The following is a 19,807-nucleotide window of genomic DNA, read 5'->3' as shown; positions in this document are numbered from 1 at the left end:
GTTGCTTAATCTCCTTAATACGCTAGATGGTATCGGTTCCATAAGAAAGGGCGAGATGTTTAATTTATGATCGGCATCACGAAGGATCGTTAACGAGAGGTTGATCCGCGGACGATAAGCTCGCCGGAGAAGACCCGCTCGCGGATGGGGTCGTTAGTGCCGGCAATGCGCCGAATCACCTGTTCGACCGCGGCGTAGCCGATCTGCCACGTCGGCTGTTTGAGGGTGGTAATACCGACGCCAGCCAGCTCCGCCCACTCCAGTTCGTCGAAGCCCAGCAGGCCGATATCGCTCCCCCAGATCAGGCCGACGCGCTTCAGAGCGCGGGCCACCTGCAGCGTCAGGGCGCCGTTGGCGGAGATGACCGCTTTGCGCATCCCGCGGTGACGGGCGTGGAACTGGCGCAGGACGTTGTCCATCATCGCGCCGTCGTTGAGCTGCACTTCGGCGTTTTCAGCCACCACGCCGTGGTGACGAGTGAGGGTAGCGCGAAAAGCGCTCAGACGCTCGCGGCGGGTATTCACCGAGCCCAGCGGTTCGCTGAGAAACAGGATGGCCTCAAACCCTTTCTCCACCAGGTGTTCGGTGGCGGTGGTGGCGGCCTGGGCGTTATCAAGCCCGACCACATCGCAGGCGAAGTCGGGGATTTTACGGTCAATCAGCACCATCGGCAGGGCCGACTGCTGCAGGCGGTTCAGGCCATCCTCCCGCATACCGACTGCGTTGACCACGATGCCTTCCACCTGGTAGCTGCGCAGCAGGTCCAGGTAGTGCAGTTCCTGATCCAGCTCGTTATTGGTATTACACACCAGCAGGGTGAAGCCTTTTTCCCGGCAGGCCGCTTCAATGCCGCTCATGACATTGACCGAGTAGGGGTTGGTGATATCGGCGATGATCAGGCCAATAAGGCGGGTTCGGCCGTGCTTGAGGCCGCGGGCCATCAGGCTGGGGCGGTAGTCGAGTTCGGCAATGGCTTTTTCAATACGTGATAACAGATCGTCGGAAAGCAGATGCTTCTCGCCGTTAAGATAACGTGAAATGCTGGTTTTGCCGGTCTTTGCGGCTTTCGCCACATCGCTGATAGTTGCACGCGCCGCTTTCGCCATGGTGGCTTCCTTTGCTGAAAATCTGCCAACACCTTAGCGCGAAAAATAGCGATATCAAGCATTTTGCCCGGCAGAGCGGCTGCCGGGCGACATGAGGATGCGCTTATTGCAGCGGGCTGAGGGTAATTTCCACGCGACGGTTCTGCGCTTTGCCTTCCGCCGTGCTGTTGCTGGCGATAGGATTCGCCGGCCCCATGCCGGTGGTGCGAATGCGATTGGCCGCCACGCCCTGAGTGATCAGCGCGCTGGCGACGCTGTCTGCACGCTGTTGCGACAGACGCATATTCAGATCCTTGCTGCCGGTGCTGTCGGTGTAGCCGACGACGTTAACAGCGGTTTTCTCGTACTCTTTCAGCACCATGGCCACGCCGGTCAGGGTGTTGGCGCCGGCCGGCTTCAGGTTGGCGCTATTGCTGTCGAAGGTGACGTTATTCGGCATGTTCAGCACGATATTGTCGCCATTTCGCGTCACGCTGACCCCGGTTCCCTGCATTTTGTCGCGCAGCTTCGCTTCCTGCACGTCCATGTAGTAACCAATGCCGCCGCCGAGCGCCGCGCCGGCCGCTGCGCCAATCAGCGCGCCTTTGCCGCGGTCATGTTTGGAAGAGGAGAGCGCGCCGACGCCAGCGCCCACTAAGGAGCCAATACCTGCGCCAATACCGGATTTACCTGCTTCACGTTCACCGGTATAGGGGTTGGTGGTGCAGCCAGAAATGGCCAGAGTGCCGCTGACCAGCGCCGCAATCATAAGTACGCGTTTTTTCATTTAATGTCCTTAATCCTTTTTATTCTTTGTCACAGCGAACGTGACGGTTGATTATGACGCGTGATTACGTAGAAAATTCCCCGGATACCATCTCATTTTGTAAATAACATTGAACGGTTGCCCATCACGCCGTCATGACACCTGCATTCGCTGACCAGGAGCCGCCCTTGCCAACCTCATCTGCAACCAAAACCATCTTAACCGCCGCCCACTGGGGACCGATGCTGGTGGAAACGGACGGTGAAAACGTCCTCTCTTCCCGCGGCGCGCTGGCGACACCGTTTGCCAACTCGCTGCAAACGGCGGTGCGCGATCAGGTCCACAGCAAAACCCGCGTGCGCTATCCGATGGTGCGCAAAGGCTTCCTTGCTTCACCGGACAAGCCCCAGGGGGTCCGCGGTCAGGATGAATTCGTGCGGGTGAGCTGGGATCAGGCGCTGGATTTAATTGACGCCCAGCATCGGCGGATCCGCGAAAGCTACGGTCCGCAGTCGATTTTCGCCGGCTCCTACGGCTGGCGCTCTAACGGCGTCCTGCATAAGGCGGCCACCCTGCTGCAGCGCTACATGAGCCTGGCGGGCGGCTATACCGGCCATCTTGGCGATTACTCCACTGGCGCGGCGCAGGCGATCATGCCTTACGTCGTGGGCGGGAATGAGGTGTATCAGCAGCAGACCAGCTGGCCGCTGGTGCTCGAGCACAGCGAAGTGGTGGTGCTGTGGAGCGCCAATCCGCTGAACACCCTGAAAATTGCCTGGAACGCCTCCGACGAGCAGGGGATCCCGTGGTTCGACCGGCTGCGCCAGAGCGGTAAGCGCCTGATCTGCATCGATCCGATGCGATCGGAAACCGTCGATTTCTTTGGCGATTCGATGGAATGGATCGCGCCGCATATGGGCACCGATGTCGCGCTGATGCTGGGGATCGCCCATACGCTGGTGGAGAATAGCTGGCAGGATGATGCGTTTCTTACCCGCTGCACCAGCGGCTACGATATTTTTGCCCGCTATCTGACCGGCGAAAGCGACGGCGTAGCGAAAACCGCTGACTGGGCGGCGGCGATCTGCGGCGTGAAAGCGGATAAGATCCGTGAACTGGCGAAAATTTTCCATGAAAATACCACCATGCTGATGTCTGGCTGGGGCATGCAGCGCCAGCAGTATGGCGAGCAGAAGCACTGGATGCTGGTCACCCTGGCCGCCATGCTGGGGCAGATTGGCACCCCGGGAGGCGGGTTTGGTCTTTCCTATCATTTCGCCAACGGCGGCAACCCGACGCGCCGCGCGGCGGTACTGGGCTCGATGCAGGGAAGCGTCGCCGGGGGCGTGGACGCGGTGGAGAAGATCCCGGTCGCGCGGATCGTCGAGGCGCTGGAGAATCCGGGGGCAGAGTATCAGCACAACGGCATGGCGCGTCGCTTCCCCGATATTCGCTTTATCTGGTGGGCCGGCGGGGCCAACTTTACTCATCATCAGGACACCAACCGCCTGATTCAGGCCTGGCAGAAGCCGGAGCTGATCGTCATCTCCGAATGCTTCTGGACCGCCGCCGCGCGCCATGCCGATATCGTCCTGCCGGCGACCACCTCGTTTGAGCGCAACGATCTGACCATGACTGGAGATTACAGCAATCAGCATCTGGTGCCGATGAAGCAGGTGGTCGCCCCGCGAGATGAAGCGCGCGACGATTTCACGGTCTTTGCCGACCTCAGCGAACGCTGGGAGGTGGGCGGCCGCGAGCGCTTCACCGAAGGGAAGAGTGATTTGCAGTGGCTGGAGACCTTCTATCAGATCGCCGCCCAGCGCGGGGCTCACCAGCAGGTGATGCTGCCGCCGTTTGCCGAATTCTGGCAGGCTAACCAGCTGATTGAGATGCCAGAGGAGCCGGAGAATGCCCGTTTTGCGCGCTTCGCCGCCTTCCGCGCCGATCCGCAGGCTAATCCGCTGAAAACGGCGAGCGGTAAAATTGAGATCCACTCGCCGACCATCGCCGCCTTTGGCTACGCCGATTGCCCGCCGCACCCGATGTGGCTGGAGCCCGACGAGTGGCATGGCAACGCTGAGGCGGGGCAGCTGCAGCTGCTGTCGGCCCATCCGGCCCACCGTCTGCACAGTCAACTGAACCACACCACGCTGCGCGAACGCTATGCTGTCGCCGGACGCGAACCGGTGACTATTCATCCGCAGGATGCCCGGGCTCGGGGGATTGCCGATGGCGATCTGGTGCGGGTGTGGAACGCCCGCGGTCAGGTGCTGGCCGGCGCGGTGGTGACGGAGGGGATCCGCCCGGGGGTGATTTGCCTGCATGAAGGGGCATGGCCCGACCTGGATCCGCGGGTGGGCATCTGCAAAAACGGGGCGGTGAATGTCTTAACCAAAGATATCCCGACATCCCGGCTGGGCAACGGCTGTGCCGGGAACACCGCCCTGGCGTGGCTGGAGAAATATACCGGCCCGACGCTGCCGCTTACAGCATTTGATCCGCCGGCCAACGCATAATCCACGTCGGGTGCTGAGTGTCGTCCTGCCATGCGCAGTCTTCAATCCGGAAGCCCTGCGCATGGTAGAAACTGACCGCCGATTCGTTCTTCTGGTAAACCTCGAGACTCAGCCAGGCGTAGTGCTGTTTGACTTCATCCAGCAGCGCCCGGCCAATGCCCTGGCGGATGGCGTCCGGCGCGACAAACAGCGCGCCGACGAAGCGGGAGTCCAGCACGCTAACAAAGCCTTTTAATTCCCCATCGCGTTCCCAGACCCAGGTGCTGGCGGCGGGAAGATAGACATCCCGTACCACCGCGACGCTGTCGCGCCAGTAACTTTCGCTGATAAAAGGATGGGCATGAATCGTGCTGTCCAGCCACAGGGCCAGCAGCGGCGCGGTATCTTTAGTGTCCCACTTGCGGATCATCCTGACCTCCAGGGTGACAGAAGCAGCCGGTGATATGGTCGTTGACCAGTCCACAGGCCTGCATAAAGGAATAACAGATTGTCGAGCCGACAAATTTAAAGCCGCGTTTTTTCAATGCCTTCGACAGCGCATCGGAGGCCGGCGTCGTGGTGGGGATCTCCGCCAGCGTCGCGGCGCAGGTCACCTGCGGCTCATTGTTGACGAAGGACCAGACAAAATCAGTGAACGACTCGCCATTTTCTTCCATCGCCAGATAGGCGCGGGCGTTGCCGATAATGGCCTGGATTTTTCCCCGATGGCGAATGATGCCGGCATTCTGCAGCAACTGCTCGACATCGTCTTCCCCCATCGCTGCCACGCGCACCGGGTCGAACTGGTGAAAAGCCTGACGGTAGTTCTGCCGTTTTTTTAACACCGTGATCCATGACAAACCGGCCTGCTGGCCCTCCAGGCAGATCATTTCAAACAGCTGGCGGCCCTCTTTTTGCGCCACACCCCATTCGGTATCGTGATATTCGATATATAACGGATCCTGACTCACCCATCCGCAACGTTGCATAGCTATTTCTCCCTCTGCGCTAAAAAAGTGGACGCCCCGGCTTGACGGCTGAAAGATAAAGATAATAGTTAATACAGGGAAATCGTATCCCCAAAAAAAACACAGCAATATTGCCGATTCGGCTCTTTTCTGGAGTCGCATTAATGATAATAAAGAAATGCAATGGCCTCCGGGGCTTCTTGTTCCCGGCGAGCGTATCCGTCTGGATGACGTGTGTCTCTGGAGCGAATGCCTGGCAACAGGAATATATCGCTATCGATACAAAAAGTAATACGCCGGAACGCTATACATGGGATAGCGATCACCAACCACGTTACGAAGATATTCTCGCTGAGCGGATGAAGTCCTCAGAGACGCCTGGCGGGCTGGCATTAAACCAGGCGCTGGCGCCACCGGACAGCAGCCGTGGTCAGAGCGTTGGCTGGAATTATCTGCTGGCAAATGGCATGACCTCCGGGCCGGTGGCCAGCCTGCGCAGTGACGTCACCGCGCCAGTGACGAGAAGCGCTGGCGAGACGGGGTATGTCAACACGCTCGGCTGGCGCATGGATTATCAGTCGCTGTGGGGCGTGCATCCCTGGGCTCAGGTGAGCTATAACCAGTCGCTTACCAGCGATGCCTGGTCGCCGACGACCCGCGCCAGAGAGGGCGGCTGGAGTGATGTCACCCTGGGCGCCGATATGCGGTTGGGATCCCATGTTGCGGCATGGGCGACGCTGTCGCAGGCGGACAATGTCCCATCCGGGGAAAATACGCTCTATCTGATGGGCGTCAGCGCCAACTTTTGACCGATATTGTTACGCGTTTGAAACGACGCGGTTATTGTTAAATCTCAGTAATGGCGCATTTCTGTGAGATAGCGCACACTAACTTTTTTCCTGAAATTCGCGGAATGAATGTTTTGCAATGTCATTCGTTCCGCCATTAATGCATTTCATTCCCTGCTGGTGGCAGTTCATGCCTTTTTCCCCACAGGATGAGGGGCCTTCGCTATTGTGGCGGCAGTTAATTTATCAGGACAACTGCTATGAACGCTGCAAACCGTCAATCGACCCGCTGGCTTACGCTAATCGGCACCATCATCACCCAATTTGCTCTCGGTTCGGTCTATACCTGGAGCCTGTTTAATAGTTCGCTGTCTGACAAACTGGGCGAGCCGGTCAGCCAGGTGGCTTTCTCCTTTGGCCTGCTGAGCCTCGGGCTGGCGCTCTCCTCGTCGGTCGCCGGGAAGTTGCAGGAACGCTTTGGCGTTAAGCGTGTGACCATGGCCTCCGGGATACTGCTCGGTTTGGGCTTCTTCCTGACCGCGCACTCCAACAGCCTGATGATGCTGTGGCTGAGCGCGGGCGTGCTGGTGGGGCTGGCGGACGGCGCCGGCTATCTGCTGACCCTGTCGAACTGCGTGAAGTGGTTCCCGGAGCGTAAAGGGCTGATCTCTGCTTTCTCCATTGGTTCCTATGGGCTCGGCAGCCTGGGGTTCAAATTCATTGATTCCCATCTGCTGGCCACCGTCGGCCTGGAAAAAACCTTCGTCATCTGGGGCGCTATCGTGCTGGTGATGATCGTCTTTGGCGCGACCCTGATGAAAGATGCGCCGAATCATACGGCGACCACCGCGGCCAACGGCGTCGTGGAAAATGACTTTACTCTCGCCGAATCGATGCGCAAACCGCAGTACTGGATGCTGGCGGTGATGTTCCTGACGGCCTGCATGAGCGGACTGTACGTGATTGGCGTGGCGAAAGATATTGCCCAGGGGATGGTCCACCTGGATGTCGCCACGGCGGCAAACGCGGTAACCGTTATCTCGATTGCTAACCTCAGCGGCCGCCTGGTGTTAGGCATCCTGTCCGACAAGATCTCCCGCATTCGTGTGATTACCCTCGGTCAGATCGTGTCGCTGGTAGGGATGGCCGCGCTGCTGTTCGCCCCGCTGAATGCCATGACTTTCTTCGCCGCCATCGCCTGCGTCGCCTTTAACTTCGGCGGCACCATCACCGTCTTCCCGTCGCTGGTGAGTGAGTTCTTTGGCCTGAACAATCTGGCGAAAAACTACGGCGTGATTTATCTGGGCTTTGGTATCGGCAGCATCTGCGGCTCTCTCATCGCTTCGCTGTTCGGCGGCTTCTACGTGACCTTCTGCGTGATCTTCGCCCTGCTGATACTGTCGCTGGCGCTGTCCACCACCATCCGTCAGCCGAAAGGCAGTGTTTATAGCGAGGCGCACGCCTGAAACCTGCAGCGCGAAACGTGCCCCTGGTTAATCCCCTAAGCAAATAGTGCCAATCCAGCCAAATGTTTTGTAAATGTTTGGCTGGATCACATTCCCTCCTGATACTTTTCCCGTTCCCTGTGGTCTACTTATCGCGCTTTGTAGAGGTTTCTGATAACCAACCCTAACGCACCCTATTAGCCTACTGACTCGTGCCACAGCGTCAGGCGGTGTTTTATTCTTCTTTTTCCAGGTTTGCTTGCATGAAATATATTAGAACGATGACGCAGCAGAAGCTTAGTTTTTGGCTGGCGCTGTACATCGGCTGGTTTATGAACATCGCCGTTTTTTTCCGGCGTTTCGATGGTTATGCTCAAGAGTTCACTTTCTGGAAAGGGCTTTCCGGTGTCGTTGAACTGGTCGCCACGGTCTTTGTCACCTTCTTCCTGTTACGTCTGCTGTCACTGTTTGGTCGCCGCATCTGGCGCATTCTGGCGACGCTGATTGTCCTGTTTTCCGCCGCCGCCAGTTATTACATGACGTTCCTCAATGTGGTGATTGGCTACGGAATTATCGCTTCGGTGATGACCACCGATATCGACCTGTCGAAAGAGGTCATTGGCTGGCACCTGATCCTCTGGCTGGTGGTGGTGAGCGCGCCGCCGCTGCTGTTCATCTGGAGCAACCGCTGCCGCCATACGCTGCTGCGCCAACTGCGCACCCCGGGTCAGCGGGTTAAAAACGTATTGATCGTCGTGCTGGCCGGACTCATTGTCTGGGGTCCCATCCGCCTGCTTGAGCTGCGTCAGCATGATGTGGAGCGCCATTCGGAAGTGGATATGCCGAGCTATGGCGGGGTGATCGCCAACTCCTATCTGCCATCAAACTGGCTGTCGGCGCTGGGGCTGTACGCCTGGGCGCAGGTGGATGAATCCTCGGATAATAAATCGCTGATTAACCCGGCGAAGAAGTTTACCTACGTCGCGCCGGAAGGCCTGGATGACACCTACGTGGTGTTTATCATTGGCGAAACGACCCGCTGGGACCATATGGGTATCCTCGGCTATAGCCGCAATACCACGCCAGAGCTGGAGAAAGAGAAGAATCTTGTCGCCTTCCGCGGCTACTCCTGCGATACCGCCACCAAGCTGTCGTTACGCTGTATGTTTGTGCGTCAGGGCGGGGCGGAGGATAACCCGCAGCGAACGCTCAAAGAGCAGAACGTCTTTGCCGTGCTTCATCAGTTGGGCTTCAACGGCAATCTCTATGCCATGCAGAGCGAGATGTGGTTCTACAGCAACACGATGGCCAACAATATCGCCTACCGCGAGCAAATTGGCGCCGAGCCGCGCAACCGCGGTAAGAGCGTTGACGATATGCTGCTGGTGGAGGAGATGAAACGCGGTATGGCGCAGGGCAACGCCTCCGGTAAGCACCTGATCATTCTCCACACCAAAGGCTCCCACTTTAACTACACCCAACGCTACCCGCGCAGCTTCGCCCAGTGGAAGCCGGAGTGCGTTGGCGTCGACAACAAGTGCTCGAAAGCGGAGCTGATTAACTCCTACGATAACAGCGTGACCTACGTCGATCACTTTATCGTCAGCGTCCTCGACCAGCTGCGGGATAAGAAAGCGATTGTGTTCTATGCCGCCGATCATGGGGAGTCGATTAATGAACGCGAACACCTGCACGGAACGCCGCGCAAGATGGCGCCGCCGGAGCAGTTCCGCGTGCCGATGATGGTGTGGATGTCGGATAAATACCTGGAGAACCCCGATCATGCCGCCGCGTTTGCCCATCTGCAGCAGCAGGCTGCGATGAAGGTGCCGCGCCGTCACGTCGAGCTGTATGACACCATTATGGGCTGTCTCGGCTATACCTCGCCGGATGGCGGGATCAATGAGAATAACAACTGGTGCCGGTGGAAAAAGTAAGGCACGGGGTTTATTTTCAGATTCTCGGGTCTGTTCTCCCTTCCTGAGCCCAGGATAAGCTAATCCCTCGCCGGCAGACGCCGCGCGAGGGATTTTTTTCGCACAGTGGATGTGTCTGGCAGGTTGCCTCTTCTTCTTTGATTACCCTCCAGTTTTCTCGCTCCCCCTGTGCACGAACTTTTCATGGAGAGAAAGGATGAAGGTGATAAAGGGGTTGGCCTTACTGTGCCTGTTGATGCTCGCGGGCTGCCAGTCTGAGGAAGAGACCAGCCAGTTCCTGCTGGCCTGTAAATACGATGCGCCAGCGACGATCGAAGCCATGCTGAATAACGGCATTGATGTGGATGGTCAGGATAAAACCGGCTTGAGTGGCCTGATGGTCGCTGCCGCGGAAAATCGTCGTGATGTGGTAGCGTTACTGCTTAAGCGTCAGGCGAAGCCGAATCTCCAGACGCGCCAGGGCGTCACGGCGCTGATGCTGGCGGCGGCGCGCGGCAGCGATGCCGCGATTATCGGCGATCTTCTCCAGGCCGGCGCGTCGGTAAATCAGACCAGCGTCGAGAAGAGTACGGCATTGATGTCCGCCATTGCCGACGGCGGGGACGTCAGAAACGACTATCAGCATATTCTGGCGATGAAAAAGCCCGATGCGCCTGTCGAGAAGGAGAGCGCGCTGGATAAAATTGTCGGCGCAACGGCGGCGAAATCGCTGGCGACGGGTAACCGCGCGCTGATGACCGAAGACATGGCGTTACAACTGGCGCCCGGCGCGTTTAAGAAGAACGTCGACGAGATCGTGGCGCTGCTGATCAGGCACGGGGCGGACGTGAAGGCCGTCAATGCGTCAGGGGAATCGGCCTTTTTCCTCGCGGTCGATCACGCGCGTTCGGCGGAAACCATCACGACGCTGGCCAACGCCGGGGCGGACACCAGCCTGGCGGATAAATCCGGCACCACCCCGCTGATGCTGGCGGCGGCGGGGGATGATCCCAATCTGGTGCTGGCGCTGTCGGCCTCCGGTGTGGAGGTGGATAAGCCGAACCGTGAAGGACTCACGGCGCTGCAGGTGGCGGCGGGTCAGGGGTCGCCTGCGGTGATCGCGGCGCTGGTGCAGCGCGGCGCAAAGGTGGACCAGCTCTCCGCCAACGACCTCAGCCCGCTGATGCTGGCGGTCAAAATGAATAATAAAGCCAATGTTGAGGCGCTGCTTGAGGCTGGCGCCAGCGTCAACCTCAGCAATAAGGCCGGCTATTCGGCGATCGGTTACAGCCGGGCCGGCGAGGTTCGCCAGCTGCTGCTGGCGCAGCATGCCGAGCTGAAAGGGCAGGCCGCGCATATGGCGCAAAGCGAACTGCAGTTTTGTGCTAATGCCTTTGCCGACAAGCTGGCATACAGCGACATCGCCCGCGCGGTGAATAACGATACCCGCCCGGATATTATGCGTCATCAGCAATCCTGCCCGGAGCTGGGGGAACTGACGATGCTGCTGGGGGAATTTAAATTCAACCCGGCGGGCTCGACCTATCTCGGTGAGCCGGTGACCTGTAAGGTATCCGAGTATCGCAAAGCGTTTGAGGTGACCTGCCGCTGAAAACGATGACCAACCGGCGATTCGCTGCTCAGGCTGCTGAGTTTCTCGCCGGTTGAGCGATTTTTTGAAAATAAGGCATTGACGGGTAGGCATCCCAGCAGTAAGATGCGCCCCGCATTCGGTGATTGGCGCAGCCTGGTAGCGCACTTCGTTCGGGACGAAGGGGTCGGAGGTTCGAATCCTCTATCACCGACCAAATTCGAAAAGCCTGCTCAACGAGCAGGCTTTTTTGCATCTGTGGCCTGTGAGGATGAGAACCTCCGGGGGCAGGAGGTTCGACTCGAGCGAAGCGAGAGAACGTTGCGTCAGCAACGGCCCGCAGGGCGAGCCACGAAGTGGTGAGTCATCCTCTATCACCGACCAAATTCGAAAAGCCTGCTCAACGAGCAGGCTTTTTTGCATCTGAGGCCTGTGAGGATGAGAACCTCCGGGGGCAGAGTTCGACTTGTGTTCCGTAGGCCCGCGCAAGCGCAGCGCCGCCGGGCATCATCAGTGCGCCACTGGCCAAAAATTCCACCAAAATCACAATAAACGACTTTACCCACGTTTCCAGCCAGCTATTCGCTATTTTGTGACATCTTCCATTGCATTTTTTTATCGATGAACAGATCTTTTTTCGCGAAGCTTATGGCTAAATGTAGCATTTTCCGCTGTGCGCTTTAACGTTCGCGCTATTAATCGCTCACATATTGGTCACACGGCAAGAAATTTTTCTCATTTGTTGGAATTGTTTCCCTCTGCGTGTTGCAAATTATTAAGGTCATTATTCTGCTTATTGACCCGTAGCATAAATTTCTCTGCTGAAAATAGCGCCTTGAAGTTTTTTTAATCTTTGCCTGCCGTTTCTCACGCTGGATGTAAAACCCGGCTGGCTGTATTGACGTTTCCCCATTCTGTTGACAGATTGTAGGGCATGAGGGGCATTTCATGGAGAATCCGTACTGCAACTCAGTCGTTTTTGCGAAAGGAATCCCCATCTCTCTCTACGCCTTCGGGCACCACCGACTGGACCGGGTATATTCTAAATAGTTCGAGCTGCGGAAAGGCGGCAAGTGTACGAGCTCCCCTGAGCATAGATAACGATGTGACTGGGATGATCGAGCGCAGCCAACGCATCCGTTGTTTGAAATAGGACGAATAAAAATAAATAAAGGTCCGGCGGATATATGCAAACAACATCACAGTTTTGGAGCAGAATAATGAGTATTTCCTTGAAGAAATCAGGGATGCTGAAGCTTGGTCTGAGCCTGGTCGCCATGACCGTCGCCGCCAGCGTGCAAGCGAAAACCCTGGTTTATTGTTCTGAAGGCTCGCCGGAAGGCTTTAACCCACAGCTCTTCACCTCTGGCACCACCTATGACGCCAGTTCCGTACCGATCTATAACCGCCTGGTCGAATTTAAAACCGGTACCACGGAAGTTATTCCAGGGCTTGCTGAGAAATGGGAAGTCAGTCCTGATGGCAAAACCTATACTTTCCATCTGCGCCAGGGCGTGAAGTGGCAAGATAATAAAGACTTCAAACCCACCCGTGACCTGAACGCCGATGACATCGTGTTCTCCTTCGATCGCCAGAAGAATACCAATAACCCGTACCATAAAGTTTCTGGCGGCAGCTATGAATACTTTGAAGGGATGGGGTTACCGGACCTGATTAGCGAAGTGAAGAAAGTGGACGATAAAACCGTCCAGTTCGTCCTGACTCGCCCGGAAGCGCCGTTCCTCGCTGACCTGGCCATGGACTTCGCCTCCATCCTGTCGAAAGAGTATGCCGATAACATGTTGAAAGCTGGCACGCCGGAAAAAGTGGACCTCAATCCAATCGGTACCGGCCCATTCCAGCTGCTGCAGTACCAGAAAGATTCCCGCATTCTGTATAAAGCCTTCCCGGGCTACTGGGGTACCAAGCCGAAGATCGATCGTCTGGTCTTCTCCATCACCCCGGACGCTTCCGTGCGCTATGCCAAACTGCAGAAAAATGAGTGCCAGGTGATGCCGTACCCGAACCCGGCGGACATCGCGCGCATGAAGGAAGATAAGAACATTACCCTGCTGGAACAGCCGGGCCTGAACGTCGGTTATCTCTCCTTCAACACCGAGAAGAAACCGCTGGACGACGTCAAAGTTCGTCAGGCGCTGACCTACGCGGTCAACAAAGAAGCGATCATCAAAGCCGTTTACCAGGGCGCAGGCCAGGCGGCGAAGAACCTGATCCCGCCGACTATGTGGGGCTATAACGACGACGTTAAGGATTACACCTACGATCCGGAGAAGGCGAAACAGCTGCTGAAAGAAGCGGGCCTGGAAAAAGGCTTCACCATCGACCTGTGGGCAATGCCAGTACAGCGTCCGTACAACCCGAATGCTCGCCGTATGGCTGAAATGATCCAGGCTGACTGGGCGAAAGTCGGGGTCCAGGCCAAGATTGTCACCTATGAGTGGGGTGAATATCTGAAGCGGGCGAAAGCGGGCGAGCACCAGACCGTAATGATGGGCTGGACCGGTGACAACGGGGATCCGGATAACTTCTTCGCGACCCTGTTCAGCTGCGCCGCAGCGAAAGACGGCTCCAACTACTCGCGCTGGTGCTATAAGCCGTTTGAAGATCTGATTCAGCCGGCCCGCGCTACCGACGACCACAACAAGCGTATTGAACTGTACAAACAGGCTCAGGTAGTGATGCATGACCAGGCTCCGGCGCTGATCATCGCCCACTCCACCGTCTATGAGCCGGTGCGTAAAGAAGTCAAAGGCTATGTGGTGGATCCGCTGGGCAAACACCACTTCGATAACGTCTCCGTCGAATAATAAGCACGATGCCTGACCTCCTCTCCCCGCGCGGGAGAGGTAGGGGGCGTATTCCCGCTATTCCGGGGAATGCTTTTGTGAGCAATACAGACGCCCTGTCGCCAGGCGGGGCGTCACTAGAGAGAATCCGGGTTATGTTGCAGTTTATTCTCCGACGTCTGGGACTCGTCATCCCGACATTTATCGGTATCACCCTTCTCACCTTTGCCTTCGTCCATATGATCCCCGGCGATCCGGTGATGATTATGGCGGGTGAACGTGGTATTTCCCCCGAGCGTCACGCGCAGCTGCTGGCCGAAATGGGCCTTGATAAGCCGCTGTGGCAGCAATATGCCCATTACATTTGGGGCGTACTGCACGGTGATTTAGGCATCTCGCTGAAAAGCCGCATTCCCGTGTGGCAAGAGTTTGTCCCGCGCTTTAAAGCCACCCTTGAGCTGGGCGTTTGCGCGATGATTTTCGCTGTCGCCGTCGGTATTCCGGTGGGCGTGCTGGCTGCGGTAAAACGCGGATCCATCTTTGACCACACCGCCGTGGGTCTGGCGCTGACCGGCTACTCCATGCCTATCTTCTGGTGGGGCATGATGCTGATTATGCTGGTTTCGGTGCAGTTGAACCTGACGCCGGTCTCCGGGCGTATCAGCGATACGGTGTTCCTTGACGATACTCTGCCGCTGACCGGCTTCATGCTGATCGACACCGCCATCTGGGGCGAGCAGGGCGACTTTATTGACGCCTTAATGCATATGATCCTGCCGGCTATCGTGCTGGGCACCATCCCGCTGGCGGTGATTGTGCGTATGACCCGTTCGTCGATGCTGGAAGTGCTCGGCGAAGACTATATTCGTACCGCGCGCGCCAAAGGGCTGACCCGGATGCGAGTGATTGTGGTCCACGCGCTGCGCAACGCGATGCTGCCGGTGGTCACGGTCATTGGCCTGCAGGTGGGCACGCTGCTGGCGGGCGCCATCCTGACGGAAACCATTTTCTCATGGCCTGGTTTAGGCCGCTGGCTGATCGACGCGCTGCAGCGTCGCGATTATCCGGTGGTGCAGGGCGGGGTGCTGCTGGTGGCGACGATGATTATCCTCGTCAACCTGCTGGTCGACCTGCTGTATGGCGTGGTGAACCCGCGTATCCGGCATAAGAAGTAAGGGGCCATCATGTCACAAGTTTCTGAGAATAAAGCTATTGCTGCACCGGTGCCAATGACCCCGCTGCAGGAGTTCTGGCACTATTTCAAACGCAACAAAGGCGCGGTCGTCGGTCTGGTGTACGTGGCGGTGATGATTATCATCGCGGTGTTCGCCAACTTCCTCGCCCCGTATAACCCGGCGGATCAGTTCCGTGATTCGCTGCTGGCGCCGCCGTTCTGGCAGGATGGCGGCAGCCTGGCGCATCTGCTTGGTACCGACGACGTGGGCCGCGATATTCTGTCGCGTCTGATGTACGGCGCCCGCCTGTCGCTGCTGGTGGGCTGCCTGGTGGTGGTCCTGTCGCTGATCCTTGGCGTGGTGCTCGGCCTGGTGGCGGGCTATTTCGGCGGGGTGGTGGATTCCATCATTATGCGCGTCGTCGATATTATGCTGGCGCTGCCGAGCCTGCTGCTGGCGCTGGTGCTGGTGGCTATCTTCGGGCCATCTATCGTCAACGCGTCGCTGGCGCTAACCTTCGTGGCGCTCCCGCACTATGTGCGTCTGACGCGCGCCGCGGTGCTGGTGGAGGTCAACCGCGACTACGTGACCGCTTCCCGCGTAGCGGGCGCCGGCGCGATGCGCCAGATGTTCGTCAATATTCTTCCCAACTGTCTCGCGCCGCTGATCGTTCAGGCGTCGCTGGGCTTTTCTAACGCCATTCTCGACATGGCAGCGCTGGGGTTCCTCGGCATGGGCGCGCAGCCGCCGACGCCTGAGTGGGGCACCATGCTCTCCGACGTATTGCAGTTCGCGCAAAGCGCCTGGTGGGTGGTGACCTTCCCGGGCGTGGCGATCCTGCTGACGGTGCTGGCATTTAACCTGATGGGTGACGGTCTGCGTGACGCGCTCGATCCCAAACTGAAGCAGTAAGAGGTTCGAGATGGCGTTATTAAATGTAGATAAATTATCGGTGCATTTCGGCGATGAGAACGCGCCGTTCCGCGCCGTAGACCGCATCAGCTATAGCGTGAATCAGGGTGAAGTGGTCGGTATTGTGGGGGAGTCCGGTTCCGGTAAATCCGTCAGTTCGCTGGCGATTATGGGCCTGATTGACTATCCCGGCCGGGTGATGGCGGACAAACTGGAGTTCAATGGCCGCGACCTGCAGCGCATCTCTGAAAAAGAGCGGCGTCAGCTGGTGGGGGCGGAAGTGGCGATGATCTTCCAGGATCCGATGACCAGCCTCAATCCGTGCTATACCGTCGGCTACCAGATTATGGAAGCGATCAAAGTTCATCAGGGCGGCAATAAGCAAACTCGCCGTCAGCGGGCCATCGACCTGCTGAACCTGGTGGGCATTCCCGATCCGGCGTCGCGGCTCGACGTTTACCCGCACCAGCTTTCCGGCGGGATGAGTCAGCGCGTGATGATCGCGATGGCGATTGCCTGTCGGCCAAAACTGCTGATTGCCGATGAACCGACCACCGCGCTGGACGTGACTATTCAGGCGCAGATCATCGAGCTGCTGCTGGAGTTGCAGCAGCAAGAGAATATGGCGCTGGTGCTGATCACCCACGACCTGGCGCTGGTGGCCGAGGCGGCGCATAAAATTATCGTCATGTATGCGGGTCAGGTGGTGGAGACCGGTGATGCGAAGGATATCTTCCGCGCGCCGCGTCATCCGTACACCCAGGCGCTGCTGCGCGCGCTGCCGGAGTTCGCCCAGGATAAGGCGCGTCTGGCGTCGCTGCCGGGCGTGGTGCCGGGGAAATATGACCGTCCTGTCGGCTGTCTGCTGAACCCGCGCTGCCCCTATGCCACGGATAAATGCCGGAGCGAAGAGCCCGCGCTCGCGGATCTTACCGGCGGCCGTCAGTCTAAATGTCACTACCCACTCGATGATGCCGGGAGGCCTGGATTATGAGTACGCAAAAGGCCGCCGCGCAACAACCGCTGTTGCAGGCCATTGATCTGAAAAAACACTACCCGGTGAAGAAGGGAATATTCGCCCCGGAACGACTGGTGAAAGCACTGGACGGCGTCTCCTTTACCCTTGAGCGTGGTAAAACGCTGGCGGTGGTGGGGGAGTCGGGCTGCGGCAAATCGACCCTCGGTCGTCTGCTGACAATGATTGAGATCCCCACCGGCGGTGAGCTGTATTATCAGGGGCAGGATCTGCTTAAGCACGACCCGCAGGCGCAGAAGCTGCGGCGGCAGAAAATCCAGATTGTGTTCCAGAACCCGTATGGTTCGCTAAACCCGCGTAAAAAAGTGGGGCAGATTCTGGAAGAGCCGCTGTTGATTAACAGCAGCCTGAGTAAAGAGCAGCGCCGTGAAAAAGCGCTGGCGATGATGGCGAAGGTCGGCCTGAAAACCGAGCATTACGATCGCTACCCGCATATGTTTTCCGGCGGTCAGCGCCAGCGTATCGCTATTGCCCGCGGGCTGATGCTGGATCCGGACGTGGTGATTGCCGATGAGCCGGTTTCCGCGCTGGACGTTTCGGTACGTGCCCAGGTGCTGAACCTGATGATGGATCTGCAGCAGGATTTAGGGCTGTCCTACGTGTTTATCTCCCACGACCTGTCGGTCGTCGAGCACATCGCTGATGAAGTGATGGTGATGTATCTCGGCCGCTGCGTGGAGAAGGGCACCAAGGACCAGATCTTCAACAATCCGCGTCATCCGTACACCCAGGCGCTGTTGTCGGCGACGCCGCGTCTGAATCCGGACGATCGGCGCGAGCGGATCAAGCTGACCGGCGAACTGCCGAGCCCGCTGAATCCACCGCCGGGCTGCGCCTTTAACGCGCGCTGCCGTCGACGCTTTGGTCCCTGCACCCAGCTTCAGCCGCAGCTTAAGGATTACGGCGGCCAGCTGGTAGCCTGCTTTGCCGTCGATCAGGATGAGAATCCGCAAAAACCCCACGCCTGATGGCACACTCCCGGTCCCAGGACCGGGAGTTTCTCTTCCGCCGGAGAGGAAACCTGGCAACACCGTTTATTACCGCAGTTTCTGCCATACTCTCGGAGCATTCTTCGTCGATTATCCGAAAAAATAAGCCTTTCAGTCCATTTTTATAGAATTAAAGAGAAATTAAAATGGTTCAGGTTTATTCTTTCGCTCAACTGACGCTATGATTTCATCATGGCGTAATACTTTTATATAAAAACGACTGGGAAGCGCGATGGTTGCGGGGGTTAAGGATGTACGCATACCTAAAAAATGGGGCTATCCTTCTGAAAGGGAAGTGTTAGTGTAGCGATACTTCTGCCGTGGAATCATCCCAAAAATCAAATTCTAAACTATTATAACCCTGTCAATCGTGTGTATTGGTACGTCACCACCGGCGCTTTATCTGCCATACCAGAAGCGTCACGATATTTTTAATATACCCAGAAAATAACAACAAACTTAATATGAAATTTTTAAAATCATGAGGTTATCAATGAACCATTATGATGATCTGCAGCGCTTTCAAGAAAAAACGCGGACGCAAAACCTCAAATTTCAGGATCTTTCTTCGCAAGCCGCCACGCGGGAACATGGGGATTGGGCGATCCTCAATCAGCTGAATCCCGACGCCGGGAAACCCGCTTCTCTGGCGCTGGGAGGGTCGGTCTCCGCGCCGCTGCCGCAGCCCGTGCCTGCGGATCTCTTCCAGCGTGTCGACCCTGTGGTCGCCGCGCCAGCATCACCTCCGGTTGCGCCAGTCCCCCCAGTTATTGCCGCGATCCCACTGCCGGTCGCAGAACCTGCAATGCCGGAACCTGTCGCTCCGGCGCCGGCGATGACGTCAGAGCCCTTGGCAGCGACGCCAGTACCTGAACCGGTGATGTCCCCGCCGCCGAGGATGGCCCCGCGGCCTGCGCCGGGCGCCGACAACTATGCCCACCTGTTCGCGGCAAAAACCGCGGAGCCGGTGGCGAAAAATAAAGACCAGCCTTTGAAATCTCTTCTGGAAAGGATCGCTACATGCCGTTGATTTGCGTCTGTTCACCGAAAGGTGGCGTGGGGAAAACGACCCTTGCGGCCAATTTAGCTTATTCGCTGGCGCGGACCGGCAGCAAAGTCCTGGCGCTGGATTTTGACGTCCAGAACGCGCTGCGTTTGCATTTTGGCGTGCCGTTGAGCGATGAGCGGGGCTACGTGGCGAAGGCGCTGGAACTGCATGACTGGAGCCAGTGTGTGCTGAGCGCCGGCAGCAATATTTTCGTCCTGCCTTACGGCGAAGTGAGCGAGGCGCAGCGTCAGGCGTTTGATGAGCAACTGACCCACAATGACCATTTTCTCCAGCGCGGTCTTTCGGCGCTGCTCAACTATCCCGGGCTTATCACCATCGCCGATATGCCGCCAGGGCCTTCACCGGCGCTGAAGGCCCTGACGGGGCTGGCGGATCTGCATCTGATCCCGCTGCTGGCGGATACCGCCTCAATGTCGACCCTGGCGCACGTGGAAAAGCAGCGCCTGACCGGCGGGGCGCTGAATCATAAGCACGGGCACTATTTCGTCATAAACCAAAGCGATAGCCGTCGCCAGGTCAGCCGGGACGTCACCAGCCTGATGGAAGAGAAACTGGGCGAGCGACTGCTTGGCGTGATCCATCGTGATGAAAGCGTGGTAGAGGCTAATGCCTCGCAGAAGTCGATCCTGGACTTCAACGCCTCCTCCGCAGCGGCCTTTGATATTGAAATCATGGCTAAAAAAATATCTTCGCTGTTGGGTATCCACATTGGCGATGGCACGGTGCACAGCCAGCCACGCATGTCAGGGCTTTAACTTATTG

General features: G+C 57.7%; 15 protein-coding genes, 1 tRNA gene, 1 other RNA gene and 2 pseudogenes. 15 read left to right on the top strand and 4 right to left on the bottom strand.

From position 1 onward, the window contains the following. Window positions 1–89 precede the first annotated feature (89 nt). Both FHW76_RS14840 and FHW76_RS14835 read right to left on the bottom strand, forming a co-directional pair. Window positions 90–1,106 (bottom strand): LacI family DNA-binding transcriptional regulator, encoded by a 1,017-nt coding sequence (locus FHW76_RS14840; RefSeq protein WP_008806891.1) that lies wholly within the window; start codon window positions 1,104–1,106, stop codon window positions 90–92. Between the two features lie 103 nt (window positions 1,107–1,209). Then, on the bottom strand, window positions 1,210–1,872 hold the full coding sequence (locus tag FHW76_RS14835; RefSeq protein ID WP_002921917.1) for an OmpA family lipoprotein: 663 nt from the start codon (window positions 1,870–1,872) through the stop codon (window positions 1,210–1,212). Between the two features lie 167 nt (window positions 1,873–2,039). On the opposite strand from FHW76_RS14835, the gene FHW76_RS14830 reads away from it, so the two are divergent. Next, the gene (locus FHW76_RS14830) at window positions 2,040–4,370 is read left to right on the top strand and encodes a molybdopterin guanine dinucleotide-containing S/N-oxide reductase (RefSeq protein ID WP_022064585.1); all 2,331 of its coding nucleotides are present in this window, start codon (window positions 2,040–2,042) and stop codon (window positions 4,368–4,370) included. On the opposite strand, the gene FHW76_RS14825 is transcribed toward FHW76_RS14830, so the two are convergent. Together FHW76_RS14825 and tag are read right to left on the bottom strand one after the other, a co-directional pair. Continuing rightward, on the bottom strand, window positions 4,339–4,779 hold the full coding sequence (locus FHW76_RS14825; RefSeq protein ID WP_008806893.1) for an N-acetyltransferase: 441 nt from the start codon (window positions 4,777–4,779) through the stop codon (window positions 4,339–4,341). The two genes, FHW76_RS14830 and FHW76_RS14825, sit on opposite strands and share 32 nt — an antisense overlap. Continuing rightward, on the bottom strand, window positions 4,757–5,338 hold the full coding sequence (tag, locus tag FHW76_RS14820) for a DNA-3-methyladenine glycosylase I (protein ID WP_008806894.1): 582 nt from the start codon (window positions 5,336–5,338) through the stop codon (window positions 4,757–4,759). The genes FHW76_RS14825 and tag overlap by 23 nt, the downstream gene beginning before the upstream one ends. Window positions 5,339–5,544: 206 nt before the next feature. On the opposite strand from tag, the gene FHW76_RS14815 reads away from it, so the two are divergent. From FHW76_RS14815 to FHW76_RS14750, 14 genes and pseudogenes are all read left to right on the top strand, one after another. Next, window positions 5,545–6,126 carry an autotransporter outer membrane beta-barrel domain-containing protein gene (locus FHW76_RS14815; RefSeq protein ID WP_162493230.1) on the top strand — a complete coding sequence of 194 codons (582 nt, stop codon included), beginning with the start codon at window positions 5,545–5,547 and terminating at the stop codon, window positions 6,124–6,126. A gap of 239 nt (window positions 6,127–6,365) precedes the next feature. Continuing rightward, a complete protein-coding gene (locus FHW76_RS14810) occupies window positions 6,366–7,571 on the top strand; it encodes an MFS transporter (protein WP_012540343.1) in 1,206 nt (401 codons plus the stop codon). 242 nt (window positions 7,572–7,813) lie between these two features. After that, window positions 7,814–9,487: a kdo(2)-lipid A phosphoethanolamine 7''-transferase gene (gene eptB / locus FHW76_RS14805; protein WP_016161940.1), complete on the top strand. Its 1,674-nt coding sequence runs from the start codon at window positions 7,814–7,816 to the stop codon at window positions 9,485–9,487. A gap of 196 nt (window positions 9,488–9,683) precedes the next feature. Next, complete coding sequence (locus FHW76_RS14800; protein ID WP_040968939.1) at window positions 9,684–11,078, top strand: ankyrin repeat domain-containing protein; 1,395 nt, start codon at window positions 9,684–9,686, stop codon at window positions 11,076–11,078. A gap of 119 nt (window positions 11,079–11,197) precedes the next feature. After that, window positions 11,198–11,274 (top strand) — tRNA-Pro (locus FHW76_RS14795). A gap of 34 nt (window positions 11,275–11,308) precedes the next feature. After that, a non-coding RNA gene (locus FHW76_RS14790) (RtT sRNA) lies at window positions 11,309–11,441 on the top strand. Window positions 11,442–12,277: 836 nt separating this feature from the next. Continuing rightward, the gene (gene dppA, locus FHW76_RS14785) at window positions 12,278–13,885 is read left to right on the top strand and encodes a dipeptide ABC transporter periplasmic-binding protein DppA (RefSeq protein WP_012540345.1); all 1,608 of its coding nucleotides are present in this window, start codon (window positions 12,278–12,280) and stop codon (window positions 13,883–13,885) included. Window positions 13,886–14,019: 134 nt separating this feature from the next. Beyond that, the gene (dppB, locus tag FHW76_RS14780) at window positions 14,020–15,039 is read left to right on the top strand and encodes a dipeptide ABC transporter permease DppB (protein ID WP_008806900.1); all 1,020 of its coding nucleotides are present in this window, start codon (window positions 14,020–14,022) and stop codon (window positions 15,037–15,039) included. A gap of 9 nt (window positions 15,040–15,048) precedes the next feature. Next, window positions 15,049–15,951, top strand: a complete 903-nt coding sequence (dppC, locus tag FHW76_RS14775) for a dipeptide ABC transporter permease DppC (RefSeq protein ID WP_008806901.1) — start codon at window positions 15,049–15,051, stop codon at window positions 15,949–15,951. A gap of 10 nt (window positions 15,952–15,961) precedes the next feature. Next, entirely contained in the window at window positions 15,962–16,945 is a 984-nt protein-coding gene (gene dppD, locus FHW76_RS14770) for a dipeptide ABC transporter ATP-binding protein (protein WP_012540347.1), read from the top strand. After that, window positions 16,942–17,955 carry a dipeptide ABC transporter ATP-binding subunit DppF gene (gene dppF / locus FHW76_RS14765; protein WP_012540348.1) on the top strand — a complete coding sequence of 338 codons (1,014 nt, stop codon included), beginning with the start codon at window positions 16,942–16,944 and terminating at the stop codon, window positions 17,953–17,955. Before dppD ends, dppF begins: the two co-directional genes overlap by 4 nt. 24 nt (window positions 17,956–17,979) lie before the next feature. Further along, window positions 17,980–18,153: pseudogene (locus tag FHW76_RS14760) on the top strand (hypothetical protein); the annotation flags it as partial. A 316-nt stretch (window positions 18,154–18,469) separates the two neighbouring features. Next, window positions 18,470–19,006: a cellulose biosynthesis protein BcsO gene (gene bcsO / locus FHW76_RS14755; protein WP_016161937.1), complete on the top strand. Its 537-nt coding sequence runs from the start codon at window positions 18,470–18,472 to the stop codon at window positions 19,004–19,006. Window position 19,007: 1 nt separating this feature from the next. Then, window positions 19,008–19,800 (top strand): annotated as a pseudogene (locus FHW76_RS14750) (cellulose synthase operon protein YhjQ/BcsQ). The last annotated feature ends 7 nt before the right edge of the window (window positions 19,801–19,807 follow it).

Origin of the sequence: Klebsiella sp. RC2, from assembly GCF_014192815.1 — a bacterium.
Lineage (GTDB): Bacteria > Pseudomonadota > Gammaproteobacteria > Enterobacterales > Enterobacteriaceae > Klebsiella > Klebsiella variicola.
This window is presented reverse-complemented; position numbering and strand designations above follow the sequence as displayed.